Source organism: Rhodopseudomonas sp. WA056 (assembly GCF_010906995.1).
In the GTDB taxonomy this organism is placed as follows: Bacteria; Pseudomonadota; Alphaproteobacteria; order Rhizobiales; family Xanthobacteraceae; genus Rhodopseudomonas; species Rhodopseudomonas palustris_G.
On record NZ_QPFS01000054.1, the window covers coordinates 1 to 12,810 of the forward strand.

At 65.3% G+C, this 12,810-nt stretch carries 14 protein-coding genes and 1 pseudogene; 8 read left to right on the forward strand and 7 right to left on the reverse strand.

Annotation, left to right across the window (positions count from 1 at the left end):
• Positions 1–97: pseudogene (locus DU475_RS12550) on the forward strand (LysE family translocator); the annotation flags it as partial.
• Between the two features lie 263 nt (positions 98–360).
• Positions 361–711 (forward strand): hypothetical protein, encoded by a 351-nt coding sequence (locus DU475_RS12555; protein WP_205524358.1) that lies wholly within the window; start codon positions 361–363, stop codon positions 709–711.
• A gap of 16 nt (positions 712–727) precedes the next feature.
• On the opposite strand, the gene DU475_RS12560 is transcribed toward DU475_RS12555, so the two are convergent.
• The 3 genes from DU475_RS12560 to eno form a co-directional block, all read right to left on the reverse strand.
• Complete coding sequence (locus DU475_RS12560; RefSeq protein WP_164632325.1) at positions 728–1,531, reverse strand: hypothetical protein; 804 nt, start codon at positions 1,529–1,531, stop codon at positions 728–730.
• A gap of 85 nt (positions 1,532–1,616) precedes the next feature.
• Complete coding sequence (locus DU475_RS12565) at positions 1,617–2,753, reverse strand: zinc-binding dehydrogenase (protein ID WP_164632326.1); 1,137 nt, start codon at positions 2,751–2,753, stop codon at positions 1,617–1,619.
• Between the two features lie 106 nt (positions 2,754–2,859).
• Entirely contained in the window at positions 2,860–4,143 is a 1,284-nt protein-coding gene (gene eno / locus DU475_RS12570; RefSeq protein ID WP_164632327.1) for a phosphopyruvate hydratase, read from the reverse strand.
• Between the two features lie 185 nt (positions 4,144–4,328).
• On the opposite strand from eno, the gene queF reads away from it, so the two are divergent.
• The 3 genes from queF (at position 4,329) to mdoH (ending at position 8,574) form a co-directional block, all read left to right on the forward strand.
• The gene (queF, locus tag DU475_RS12575; RefSeq protein ID WP_164632328.1) at positions 4,329–4,805 is read left to right on the forward strand and encodes a preQ(1) synthase; all 477 of its coding nucleotides are present in this window, start codon (positions 4,329–4,331) and stop codon (positions 4,803–4,805) included.
• A gap of 86 nt (positions 4,806–4,891) precedes the next feature.
• A complete protein-coding gene (locus DU475_RS12580; protein WP_164632329.1) occupies positions 4,892–6,403 on the forward strand; it encodes a glucan biosynthesis protein G in 1,512 nt (503 codons plus the stop codon).
• Positions 6,391–8,574, forward strand: a complete 2,184-nt coding sequence (mdoH, locus tag DU475_RS12585) for a glucans biosynthesis glucosyltransferase MdoH (protein WP_164632330.1) — start codon at positions 6,391–6,393, stop codon at positions 8,572–8,574. The genes DU475_RS12580 and mdoH overlap by 13 nt, the downstream gene beginning before the upstream one ends.
• Positions 8,575–8,596: 22 nt before the next feature.
• Here mdoH and kdsA read toward each other — a convergent pair whose 3' ends face one another.
• The 3 genes from kdsA to DU475_RS12600 all read right to left on the reverse strand — a co-directional run bounded on the left by kdsA (position 8,597) and on the right by DU475_RS12600 (position 10,766).
• Positions 8,597–9,460 (reverse strand): 3-deoxy-8-phosphooctulonate synthase, encoded by an 864-nt coding sequence (kdsA, locus tag DU475_RS12590; protein ID WP_047307850.1) that lies wholly within the window; start codon positions 9,458–9,460, stop codon positions 8,597–8,599.
• Entirely contained in the window at positions 9,461–10,327 is an 867-nt protein-coding gene (locus DU475_RS12595; protein ID WP_164632331.1) for a VOC family protein, read from the reverse strand.
• Between the two features lie 112 nt (positions 10,328–10,439).
• The gene (locus DU475_RS12600) at positions 10,440–10,766 is read right to left on the reverse strand and encodes an NIPSNAP family protein (protein ID WP_013502331.1); all 327 of its coding nucleotides are present in this window, start codon (positions 10,764–10,766) and stop codon (positions 10,440–10,442) included.
• 109 nt (positions 10,767–10,875) lie between these two features.
• Here DU475_RS12600 and DU475_RS12605 point away from each other — a divergent pair, with 109 nt between their 5' ends.
• Positions 10,876–11,130: a BrnT family toxin gene (locus DU475_RS12605; RefSeq protein WP_164632332.1), complete on the forward strand. Its 255-nt coding sequence runs from the start codon at positions 10,876–10,878 to the stop codon at positions 11,128–11,130.
• The gene (locus DU475_RS12610; RefSeq protein ID WP_164632333.1) at positions 11,120–11,395 is read left to right on the forward strand and encodes a BrnA antitoxin family protein; all 276 of its coding nucleotides are present in this window, start codon (positions 11,120–11,122) and stop codon (positions 11,393–11,395) included. Before DU475_RS12605 ends, DU475_RS12610 begins: the two co-directional genes overlap by 11 nt.
• A gap of 33 nt (positions 11,396–11,428) precedes the next feature.
• Here DU475_RS12610 and DU475_RS12615 read toward each other — a convergent pair whose 3' ends face one another.
• On the reverse strand, positions 11,429–12,286 hold the full coding sequence (locus tag DU475_RS12615) for a hypothetical protein (protein WP_047307876.1): 858 nt from the start codon (positions 12,284–12,286) through the stop codon (positions 11,429–11,431).
• Positions 12,287–12,417: 131 nt separating this feature from the next.
• Here DU475_RS12615 and DU475_RS12620 point away from each other — a divergent pair, with 131 nt between their 5' ends.
• Positions 12,418–12,804, forward strand: a complete 387-nt coding sequence (locus DU475_RS12620; protein ID WP_164632334.1) for a PAAR domain-containing protein — start codon at positions 12,418–12,420, stop codon at positions 12,802–12,804.
• The last annotated feature ends 6 nt before the right edge of the window (positions 12,805–12,810 follow it).

Below are 12,810 nucleotides of genomic sequence, written 5' to 3' on the forward strand. Positions count from 1 at the left end.
CGTCATCACCCGGCCGCAAGTGATGACCTGGCTCCGCCGCAGCTTCGCCGCCGCCTTCGTGGCGCTCGGCGCCAAGCTGGCGACCGCGGAGCGGTGACGCCTCAGCTCAATTTTGTTGTGCCTTCTGTTAGTTGGGGGGGGGAATTTAACATGGAGCAAGCTAAGCGGGCGCGACCACACTTTGAACGTGCGCTACTGGTAGTAGGACACCCAAACGCAGGAAAAAGTCGCCTTCTGAGGACAATGTTCAGAGATCCACGTTTCCACCGGTCAGGAAAGGAGCCTGAAGAATCGAGAGTTCCCCTGCTGTCAATATCGCGGGAGAGAAGCCTCTTTGTTCGATTCAGTTCCCCGCACGAAATGGGTGACTCTCTGGAGCAATTCGTGGAGTGGATTGATCACACCATGAAGAGCGCTTGGAAAACGCATCGGCGCTTTAATCTTGCGTGTGCAATGCAGCCCAAAGCCGCCAACAATATGCCGGACCTAACAACGATATGCGAGCACATTTGCCGGGAGTTCAATCCGGAGCGCATTAGGATCGTGCAATTAGACCCAAGACAGGACGGGCGGCAGGCCGAAGGAATAACTGAAGAAAACGTCAACGCATTGCGACAGCTCGGAATAGAGATTTGCTCTGTTGACGCCAGACGCGATGCTAGCATCGAACCAAATGGGTTTTTCGTGGCAGATTTTTTCGATTTCACTTGAGGTGAACAAGGGCCAATTACGTCCGCGCGCGGATCTCGTTGAGCAGGAAGTTGCCGAGCCGCTTGCCGCGATTGCGCAGCACCTTGAGCGGGCCCTGGTCGACGAAATACGTCAGCAGAATGCTGTCACGCGTCTCTACGCCCGCGGGGACGGTGTCGGCCGAATGCCAGCTCTGCTTGTCGACCGCAAACGCATAGCCCGAATTCGGCACGAACTTCATCTGCCGCGCCTTCGGCATCGACCCGTCCGGCAGCACATCGTGAAAGATCGTGCCGATGTCGGTGTGGGCTTCGTCCCGCGGCAGATAGAGCTGCACGGTGATGCCCTTCCAATGCGTGTCGGTGTGCGGCGTGATCTTGTAGCCGGGAACGTCGCGGGTCAGGATCGGAATCGGAAACATCCCGACCTCCTGCGCGTCCGGCCCAAATCGTTTCTCCAGCGCCGGCGCCAGCTTGCGCCGAAACGCGTTCTTCACCGGCTCCGAACACAGCGCATCTCCGACCATGCGCCACACCGAGCGCTGCTCCGGCGGCAGGTGCCGGATGTATTCCGGAAACAGGTCGATCTTCACCCGGGTGTGAGTGCCGTCAGCGAGATCATTGCCCTTGCTGCGGCCATGCATCGGCCGATAGTCGGCGTTGCGCGGCATCGCCTTGAGCATCGCGGCGTAGACCAGCGCCGGAAAGATCCCGACGAATTCGAGATGGTAGAACGGCTCCATCACCACCGCGGCTGACTCGATCGCCCCGACGATGTGATTGATCAACGCGGCGGTCGCTTCCGCCAACTCCGACGGACGCCGTTCAGCCATTTGGTCCATGAAATCTCCGCTGGGCTGCTTCGTCTTGTTGAGACTAGCTAGCAACTACGATCAGCACCAGCGGATTTCACACCCCCGATGGCAGCTATGCGTTGGGGGCGATGAGGAATTTCTCCCCGGTCGCGCGCTTGTTGTAGACCGCGATGGCATCGAGGCTCAGCGCCTCCCTGAGCGACACCGTCCGCGTGTAGTGGCTGGCGAAGGTAGTCTTGATCTCGGCGGCGACGCGGGCGCGGAGTTTGGCGGCGTCGGCAGCACCGATCTTCTGCAGGAACGGGAACAGCAGCCAGCCGCCGACTGCCCAAGCGAAGCCGAAATTGCGTACGATCTCGGTCGGCTTGGTGTCGAGGCTGCCGTAGATATAGACCTGCTTCGGCACGTTGGAGCCGTAGCGGCTGTAGGGGCCGGTCGCGGTCTTGCCGATCGCGGCTTCCATGCAGCTCAGGATCTGCCCCGCGAGCCGGCCGCCGCCGATCGCATCGAACGCGATGGTCGCCCCGGTCTGGACCAGCGCCTCGGTGAGATCGTCGAGGAACGTCGGCGCGGTGGAATCCACCACGTATTTGGCGCCGATGTCGCGCAATAGCTTGGCCTGGGCCTCGCTGCGCACGATGTTGACCAGATCGATGCCGTCCTTGAGGCAGATCCGGTTGAGCATCTGGCCGAGGTTCGACGCCGCGGCGGTGTGCACCAGCGACTTGTGGCCTTCGCGCTTCATCGTCTCGGTCATGCCCAGCGCGGTCAGCGGATTGACGAAGCACGAGGCGCCTTCGGCCGCGGTGGTGCCATCCTGGAGCTTCAGGCAGTCGGCCGCCTTGATCAGGCGGTATTGCGCGTACATTGCGCCGCCGATCATCGCTACGGTCTTGCCGAGCAGCGCCTGCGCCGCGTCCGAGCTGCCGGCCTTGATCACCGTGCCGGCGCCCTCGTTGCCGACCGGCATCGACTCGTCGATCCGGCCCGCCATCGCCTTCATCGCGGCTTCCGGCACCTTGGCGGTGATCACCGGCGCGTCCGCGCTGCCGGACGCTTTCGCGGTCGACATGTCGGCGGCGCCGAACAACAGGCCGAGATCGGAGGGATTGATCGGGGTGGCTTCGACCCGGACCACCACCTCGTCGGGGCCGGGCTCGGGAATGCTTACCGGCACCAGCGAAACTTCGAGGTCGCCGCTCGTCTTGATCAGCGAGCGCAGTTGCAGTCCGGTGATGGCCTCGGTCACGTCTCTCTCCCTGCTGTCTGTTGCGGCCGCACCATGATGCAGCCGCGCGCGGGGTTCAAGACGAGCCGATGGCCGCGACGATCACATCATCGCGGCCATTTTTCTTTTAGCGGAACGCCTTCAGCGCCGCCTTGCCGGGGAAGTACGCGCTGGTGCCGAGCTCCTGTTCGATCCGCAGCAACTGGTTGTACTTCGAGGTGCGGTCGGCGCGGGCCAGCGAGCCGGTCTTGATCTGCCCGCAATTGGTGGCGACCGCGAGGTCGGCGATGGTGGAGTCCTCGGTCTCGCCGGAGCGATGCGACATCACCGCGGTGTAGCCGGCCTTGTGCGCCATCTCGACGGCGGCGAGCGTCTCGGTCAGCGTGCCGATCTGATTGACCTTGATCAGGATCGAGTTGGCGCGGCCGGCCTTGATGCCGTCGGCGAGGCGCGAGACGTTGGTGACGAACAGATCGTCGCCGACGAGCTGACACTTGTCGCCGATCAGGTCGGTGATCGCCTTCCAGCCGTCCATGTCGTCCTCGGCCATGCCGTCTTCGATCGACACGATCGGATAGCGCGACACCAGATCGGCGAGATACTTGGCCTGCTCCTGCGGACCCAGGCTGCGGCCTTCCGCTTCATAGACATACTTGCCGTTCTTGAAGAACTCGGTCGACGCCGGATCGAGCGCGATCATGACGTCTTCGCCGGCCTTGAAGCCGGCCTTGCCGATCGCCGACAGCACGAAATCGAGCGCGGCGTCAGCCGACGGCAGGTTCGGCGCGAAGCCGCCCTCGTCGCCGACATTGGTGTTGTGGCCGGCTTTCTTCAGTTCGCCCTTCAGGGTGTGGAAGATCTCCGAACCATAGCGCAGCGCTTCCGCGAAGCTCGGCGCACCGACCGGCATGATCATGAATTCCTGGAAGTCGATCGGATTGTCGGCGTGCGCGCCGCCATTGATGATGTTCATCATCGGCACCGGCAGGGTGCGGGCCGAGGTGCCGCCGACATAGCGATACAGCGGCAGATCGTAAGACGACGCCGCGGCCTTGGCGACCGCCAGCGACACACCCAGGATCGCATTGGCGCCGATCCGGCCCTTGTTCGGGGTGCCGTCGAGCTCGATCATGGTCTGGTCGATCTGCACCTGCTGCTCGGCGTCCATACCGCCCAGCGCATCAAACAGCTCGCCATTGACGGCTTCGACCGCCTTCAGCACGCCCTTGCCGAGATAGCGAGCCTTGTCGCCGTCGCGCAACTCGACCGCCTCGTGGGCGCCGGTCGAGGCGCCCGACGGCACCGCGGCGCGGCCGACCGAGCCGTCCTCGAGCACCACGTCGACTTCGACGGTCGGATTGCCGCGGCTGTCGAGAATTTCGCGGCCGATGATGTCGACGATGGCGGTCATGAATGCCTCTTGATCGGATGGAGGGAATGGAGTTGCGCCGCTTCTACAGCATGGCTCCGGGCACGAAAAGGCCGCTCGCCCGCTCCATGAGGCCCGACAAACGGCGAACGCACCGGTTTTGCGACGGATTCCCCTGCTCCGGAAAATGATCTAGGACGGCGGTAACGGAGACCCGAGTTCAAGCCATGTCGAAAACGCCCCGCAAATCCGCCTCCTCCCCGCCCCTGCAGCTCGGTCAGGCCGTCGAATGGCCGGACCGGCCGGAAGCCGCCAAGCTCGACCGGGTGCCGAACCCGCAGAAGGACACCAATTTCCTAGCGCGCTTCACTGCACCGGAATTCACCTCGCTGTGCCCGGTGACCGGGCAGCCGGATTTCGCGCATCTGGTGATCGACTACGTTCCCGGCCCGTGGCTGCTCGAGTCGAAATCGCTGAAGCTGTACCTCGCCTCGTTCCGCAACCACGGCGCCTTCCACGAAGACTGCACCGTGGCGATCGGCAGGCGGATCGCGGCAGAGATCAAGCCGAAATGGCTGCGCATCGGCGGCTACTGGTATCCGCGCGGCGGCATCCCGATCGACGTGTTCTGGCAGACCGGCAAACTGCCGAAAGATGTCTGGGTCCCCGATCAGGGCGTGCAGCCATATCGCGGACGTGGCTAGATAGGACTGATCGCCCTCGCTCGAGGAACTCTTCGCGCTCCCGGACGTTTGTGCGGAACTGAATCGTTCCAAGCGGAGAAGCGAGATTGAACCGGCGGCAAGTTCTGACCGGCCTTGCGGCGCTGCCGCTGTTGCAAGCTAAGGCCGAGCCGGCCGCAGCGAACAAATCCCCACCCTCCAGCCCGTTCGATCCTTGGGTCGTACGAAATCTGGCGCGCGAACTGGCGAGTAAGCCCTATCAGGCGCCGGACAGCGCGCTGCATCCGTCGCTGGGCGATCTGAGCTACGACGCGTATCGCGCGCTTCGCTTCAATCCGGAGCGCGCGCTGTGGCGCGCCGAAGGCTTGCCGTTTCAGGTGCAGTTCTTTCACCGTGGCTTCCTGTACAAGAACCGGGTGACGATCTTCGAGGTCGCGGAAGGCGAGGCTCGGCCGGTGCGCTACCGTGCCGAAGATTTTTCGTTCGGCGACGCCGCCCCGCCGCCGCCGGATGCCGATCTCGGCTTTGCGGGCTTTCGCATTCACGCGCCGCTGGAGCGCGCGGACTATTTCGACGAGGTCAGCGCGTTCCTCGGTGCGGCGTATTTCCGCGCCGTCGCCAAAGGCCAGCGCTACGGCCTGTCGGCGCGCGGACTGTCGATCGACACCGGCCAGTCCGGCGGCGAGGAATTTCCGCTGTTCAAGACGTTCTGGCTCGAACGCCCCGCCCCCGGCGCATCGTCGATGGTGGTACACGCGCTGCTGGACAGCAAGAGCATCGCGGGCGCGTACCGTTTCACCATCCGTCCGGGCGTCACCACCGTGTTCGACGTCGAGATGGCGCTGTATCCCCGGGTCGATCTGCAGCACGTCGGCCTCGCGCCGATGACCAGCATGTTTCTGTTCGGCCCGAACGATCCGGCCGATGCGGCCGACTTCCGCCCGTCGGTGCACGATTCCGACGGGCTGGCGGTCTTCAACGGCAGCGGCGAGGAGCTGTGGCGGCCGCTGTGCAATCCCCGCGATCTGCAGATCAGTGCGTTCGGCGATCGCAACCCGCGCGGCTTCGGCCTGATGCAGCGCGAGCGCAGCTTCGGCGCCTATCTGGATCTGGAATCGCGGTTCGAGCTGCGACCGAGCCTGTGGGCAGAGCCGATCGGCGACTGGACCGAGGGCGCCGTCAAGCTGGTCGAGATTCCGACCCGTGAAGAAGTCCACGACAATATCGCCGCGTTCTGGGAGCCCAAGCAGCCGCTGCGGGCGAAGGGCGAGCACATCTACACCTATCGCCTGCATTGGGGGCCCGACACGCCGAAGCCGAAGGCGCTCGCCCGCTTCGTACGGACCGGGATCAGCACGCGCGGCGACAACGAGCGCTTGTTCGTGCTCGACCTCACCGGCGACCGGCTCGACAGCGTCGACGCCGCCGCCATCCGCGGCGCCGTCAGCACCGACAAGGGCGAAATTCGCAACATCGTGACTCAGCCCAATCCGGCCAGCGGCGGCTGGCGGCTCAGCTTCGATCTCGCCAAAGCGCAGGCGCCGGTCGAACTGCGCGCGACCGTCTACGAGGGCGATGCCGCAGTGTCGGAAGTCTGGCTGTACCGATGGACTCTCTGATCGGGCCGCGCCCGAACGACTGCAGCGATGCCGAGCGCCGGTTGGATCCGATGCCTGCGGACGCGCCGCTGGCGATGCCGGTGCAGTCGTTGAGGCAGAAGCCGCAATCGGCGGCCGCAGGATCCACGACCGGCCGATGGCGCCGGCTGCTGATCATGCTCGCCACCGCGACCCTGTCGGGCGCTGGCGTCTACGAGATGTACCAAGTGCTGCAGGTCGGCGGCGTCACCGTCCTCGAAGGCGTTGTGCTGGCGCTGTTCTCGGCGCTGTTCGCCTGGGTAGCGCTCTCGTTCGTTTCGGCGCTGGCCGGCTTCGCGGTGCTGTGCGGCGGCTGGCGCGGCGACCTCGACATCGATCCGGACGGACCGCTGCCGGAGATCTCGGCCAGGGTCGCGATGCTGCTGCCTACCTACAATGAAGACGCACCCACGGTGTTCGCGCGGCTGCAGGCGACCCGGAACTCGGTCGACCAAACCGGACGCGGCGCGCAGTTCGACTGGTTCGTGCTCAGCGATTCCACCGACCCGGCGACCTGGATCGACGAGGAGCGATTCTTCGTCAAACTCGCCGCCACCAACGACCGGCTGTACTACCGTCATCGGCCCAGCAACACGGCGCGCAAGTCCGGCAATATCGCCGATTGGGTGGAGCGGTTCGGCGGCGACTACGCGTTCATGGTCATCCTCGACGCCGACAGCGTGATGACCGGCGACGTGCTGGTGCGGATCGCCGACGCGATGCAGCGTCACGACGACGTCGGTTTGATCCAGACCCTGCCCGTTGTCGTCCATGCGCGCACCTTGTTCGCGCGGGTCCAGCAATTCGCCGGCAGCATCTACGGGCCGATGATCGCCTCCGGCGTCGCGTGGTGGCACGGCTCCGAGAGCAACTACTGGGGACACAACGCCATCATCCGCGTCGCGGCCTTCGCGGGCAGCGCTGGGCTGCCGGTGCTTTCCGGCCGCAAACCGTTCGGCGGCGAAATCCTCAGCCATGATTTTGTCGAGGCTGCGCTGATGCGCCGCGCCGGCTGGCGCATCCATCTGGCGCCGGCGCTGCGCGGCAGCTACGAGGAATGCCCGCCGTCGCTGCTGGATTTCGCCGCGCGCGACCGGCGCTGGTGCCAGGGCAATCTGCAGCACGGCAAACTGTTCGCCGCCCGCGGCCTGCATTGGGTTTCCCGGCTGCACTTCCTCACCGGGATCGGCGCCTACATCACCGCGCCGATGTGGCTGACGTTTCTGGTGGCCGGCATCCTGATTTCGCTGCAGGCGCAGTTCGTGCGGCCGGAATACTTCCCGAACGACTTTTCGCTGTTTCCGATTTGGCCGGCGCAGGATCCGGTTCGCGCCGCCTGGGTGTTCGCCGCAACGATGGGCCTGCTGATCCTGCCGAAGCTGCTGGCTCTGCTGCTGGTGCTGATCCGTACCGAGACGCGCCGGCGGTTCGGCGGCGGCCTGCGGACGTTCGGCGGCGTGGTGCTGGAAACGCTGGTCTCCGCCCTCACCGCGCCGGTGATGATGGTGTTTCAATCCACCGCCGTCGCCGAGATCCTGCTCGGCCGCGACGCCGGCTGGCAGGTGCAGCACCGCGGCGACGGCGTCGTCCCGCTACGCGAGGTGACCCGCCGCTACGCCCTGCCGACCGTGCTCGGCACAGTCATGGCGATCGGGGCATGGCTGGTGTCGTGGCCGCTGCTGCTGTGGATGACGCCGGTGGTCGTCGGCCTGGTATTCGCGATCCCGGTGGCGCTCTTGACGACGCGCAATGCGCGTTCTCGCCCGCTCCTGATGACGACGCCCGAACAACGCCAGCCGCCGGCGATCCTGGCGGACGTCCACCGCCTCGCTGCCGATCTGCAAGCGGCCGCAGGCGGAGAGCACCCGCTGCGCACCCTGCGCGACGACGACAACCTGCGCGAATTGCACTTCGCCGGCATCGCCCGCCACCCGCCGCGACAGCGCGGACGCGTCGACGTCCATCTGGCGGTGGCGCGGTCGCTGATCGAGGACGCCCGCGATTTCGACGAAGCACTCGGATGGCTGGGCCCCCGCGAGACCCGCGCCGTCCTCGGCGATCGGGACACGCTGCAACGGGTGCTGCAGATGCCGTGCGCACGCCCACGCGCGACTCCGGATCGAGAGACGCGGGCAATCACCACCAGATCATGACCGGGCCGAACCTGCGGCTCCGTCACACGGCGCCGGCCGCGGGCCGTTTCTTGGCAAGCGCGTCGAATTCCATCAGCGTCTTCATCAGACCTTCGAACTCGCGCAGCGGCACCATGTTCGGGCCGTCGGACGGCGCATGGTCCGGATCGGGATGGGTCTCGATGAACACGCCTGCGACGCCGACCGCGACCGCGGCGCGCGCCAGCACCGGCACGTATTCACGCTCGCCGCCCGACGAGGTGCCCTTGCCGCCGGGCTGCTGCACCGAATGGGTGGCGTCGAAGATCACCGGCGCGCCCGTGGTTTTGGCCATGATCGGCAGCGCGCGCATGTCGGATACCAGCGTGTTGTAGCCGAACGACACGCCGCGTTCGGTCACCAGCACTTTGGGATTGCCGGCGTGCGTAATCTTGGCGACGACATTGCCCATGTCCCACGGCGCCAGGAACTGGCCCTTCTTGACGTTGACGATCTTTCCGGTCGCCGCGGCCGCGAGCAACAGATCTGTCTGCCGGCACAGGAACGCCGGGATCTGCAGGATATCGACCGCTTCGGCCGCGCGCGCGCATTGCTCGCCCTCGTGCACGTCGGTGAGCACCGGCAGGCCGAGCTGATCGCGGATCTCGGCGAAGATCGGGAGCGCGGCGTCGAGGCCGAGGCCACGGGCGCTGGCGGCGCTGGTGCGGTTGGCCTTGTCGAACGAGGTCTTGTAGACGAGGCCGATGCCGAGCCGGGTCGCGATCTCTTTCAGCGCCGAGGCGACTTCCAACGCGTGAGCGCGGCTTTCGAGCTGGCACGGGCCGGCGATCACAGAGAGCGGCAACGCGTTGCCGAACTTGACGTTGCCCGCCACGACGCTGGTCGAGGGCGCGATGCTCTTGTTCACTTACACTGTTCCTTGCTCGAAAATCAGGGTGGCCCCGCAGACATCGGGCACCACCAGGCGGCTGACATGACGTGCCGCCGGGATCGTGTGGTCTTGCAGCAGCCGTTCAACCACGCCGAGATCATCCGCCGCAATCCGTAATCCGACGAAGCTGGCACCCTCGCCTTCGGACGGAACCGTGATGCCGTATTGGTCGCGCAGCGATATAGGCTCGACGATCTCGATGTCGCCGCGCTTGGTCGGCGCGGTGACGCCGATCGACGACGAGCGCAGATCGCGGCTGCCGGTGAAGGCTTCGAGGAAGATATGATGATCGGTCGGATTGTCGGCGACCATCACCACCGCTGTCGCCGCATTGGCGCCGTTGGCATGCGCCTGGAATGCCGGGTTCCAGAAATTGTCCGGATAGTGATGCTGACAGGCGGCGAACCCGGCCTGCGGCGACAACGGGTCGCGCGCGAATGCCAGCGAGAATTGCAGCTTCACCACGCTGCCGTCGGGGCGCCGCCCCTCACGCCCGAAGGTGAAGACCTCGCCGGCCGCGATGCCGGCGGCACCGAACCGGCGCAGATCGGCAGCCGCGTCGTCGCTCGCCAGCAGCAGCATCGACACACCCTCGCGGGCCGCCAGGTAATCGCGCTGAAACGCTCCGAACGAGAAGGCGCCATCACGGTGCGGCGGGATCTTGTCGGGTTCTCCGATCGTCAGCAATTCGATGAAGAAGCGATCGAACTGGACGATCCGGTTGTGCGTCCCCCAGGGGTGAACGTTGCGTGCACCTACGATGAAGCCGAGCCGCTGGTACAGATCCGCGGCCGCGTCGAGATCACGCACCGCATGGACAATATGGTCGAGGCCGTTGGACATGAATGACGCCGTCATGGCGAGGAGTGCAGCGACGAAGCAATCCAGCCCGGTGCTCGGCGCTGGATTGCTTCGCTTCGCTCGCAATGACCATCGAAACTGATACTCATCCGAATTACTTCACCGCCGAAAACGAAGTCGGCACCAACAACTGATTGGTGATGCTGTCGACGATCTGGCCGTCCTTCTCGGTCTCGGCCTTGGCGGCGAGCCATTCCGGATCGCTGGCGAACGCGGTCCATTTCTGCTCGCGTTCGGCGAGGCTTTCCCAGGCGAGCAGATAGGTCAATTCCTGATTGGAGGCGCCGACCAGCGTGGTGAAGAACCCGGCCTGCCGGATGCCGTGCTTCTCGAACAGCTTCAGGGTGATGGTCTCGAACCGCTTCAGGATCGCCGGCAGTCGGCCCGGCACGCAGCGATACACCCGCGACTCGTAGATCATGACGCCCTCCACATCGTTGTGGCGCTTATAGCGGTAAGCAACGGGGGTTGTCTTGCTCGCCGCGCAGGGAGCAGAGTTGCGGACTGCCTAAGCAGATTGTATATACAGCATGTCGGATTTCGACCCGGCCAAAGATGCAATCAATTGCGCCAAGCACGGCATCTCGCTGGCGCGGTGGGTCGACATCGACATGCAGGTCACCTTGAAGGATAAACGCCGCGATTATGGCGAGGATCGCTATCGCGCCTACGGCTACATCGACGGTCTGCCATACTGCCTGGTCTTCGCCGATCGAAACGGAAAGATCCGGCCCATCAGTCTTCGTCGTGCCCACATGAAGGAGATCAGGCGTCATGTCACCTAGATCGAAAGAACCGGTGTTCGACGACGACAATCCGGAATGGACCGAAGAGGATTTCGCCCGGGCGCGGCCGCCGGAAGAAGTATTGCCGCCCGAAATTCTGGCGCAGTTCAAGCACCACCGTGGCCCGCAAAGGGCCCCGACCAAGGTGCCGGTGTCGATCCGGCTCAGTGCCGACGTGGTGGCGCACTACAAGGCGACCGGGCCCGGCTGGCAATCGCGGATCGACGACACGCTGCGCAAGGCCGCGAAGCTGAAGACCGGCTAGCCGGGCAGGCGCTTGCCCGCAATGAGCGCTGCGTCAGCGCGGCTTCGGCGGCGGCAGTTCGCCGGCGGTGGCGGCGATCTGCGGATCGACCAGCGTGACCTTGGCGCCCGGCTCGGCGGCGAACAGTTTCCTGAAATGCTCCGGCCCGAGCAGCTTGGCCGCCTCGTCGATCAGATGCTGATTGCGCGCGTTCAGCGCCTCGGCGCTGGGCTGACCGGTGCCGGGCCAGGGCTGCGCCGCAAAGCGCTGCACCTCCCCGCGCAGCCGCAGCAGGCTGGCGAGCTTGGCCGGCTCGGTCGCCAGCAGTTCGGTCGCGCGCTTCTCGAATTCGTCCACCGCGATGCCCTCGCCGCTCGCCGCCACCGTCAGACCTCCCGGCCGTCCGAGCCGCGCTACCAGTTGCGTGCCGCTGCACGAGGCGACCTTGGCGGCCCAGGCAGTCTGCTGCAGCCCGTACGTGCCGTAGATGAAACTCGACAACGGATAGCCACGCGCCTTGCTCACCGTCAGCGGCGGTACGCTGCCGTTCGCCGTCGCATACAACACCTGATTGGCCAATTGGTGGCACACGCCGTCGACGCCGTAGCTGTAGATCGTGCCGCGCGCCGCCGGCGTGGTGTTGGAGTCGGCGTTCGGCTGCACCAGACATTGCGCCAGTTTCAGATTGCCGCCCTGCTGACCGAGCGCGCCGGTCGGATTGATCGGGGTGCCGCCCTGCGGGTGGAACGATCCCCAGCAGTACCAGAACGACTGACCGGCCACGACGACGTCGGCGATGGTGTTGTAGGGATGAACTTGATTGTCGTAGCTGGTGACCCAGGTGTGATCGACCGGAGATTCCGAGGACCAGGCCGGGACGGCCCAAGCATACAGGCTGACCGACGGTGTCATTTCCATTCCTCCCAAAGAGAGTCGCACGACACGTTACGGTTGTGCGCGAAGCATCATCTACCAGCCAAAGAATGTCCACGCGCAAGTTACGGCATTCACGGAAATCCGCTGATCCCCGAAAGGAGCTGGGTATGACCACGCCCTCACCGCCGACCTTCCCCGACTGGCCGGATGCCGTCCGGAACCTGCACCGCCTGGTGTGCCTGCTGGGGGCGGCCGTGATGCTCGGCGCATCCCCCGGGCTCGCCCAGAGTGCCGGCGGCGGCACACCCGGCGTCGTTTTCGGCGGAAGCAGCGACGTCATGGTCGGCGGCAAGCCGGCGGCCCGCGCCGGCGATGTCACCACCGAGGGCGCGATCATCGAAGGATCGAGCAACGTCTTCATCAACGGCAAGCCGGCCGCGATCGGCGGCAGCCGCACCGGCTGCGGCGGCGTGCTGACCGGCAGCGGCTCAGGGGTGTTCATCAACGGTAAGCCGGTGGCGCGCAGCGGCGATCCGTCGACCGGTTGCCGCTGACGACGA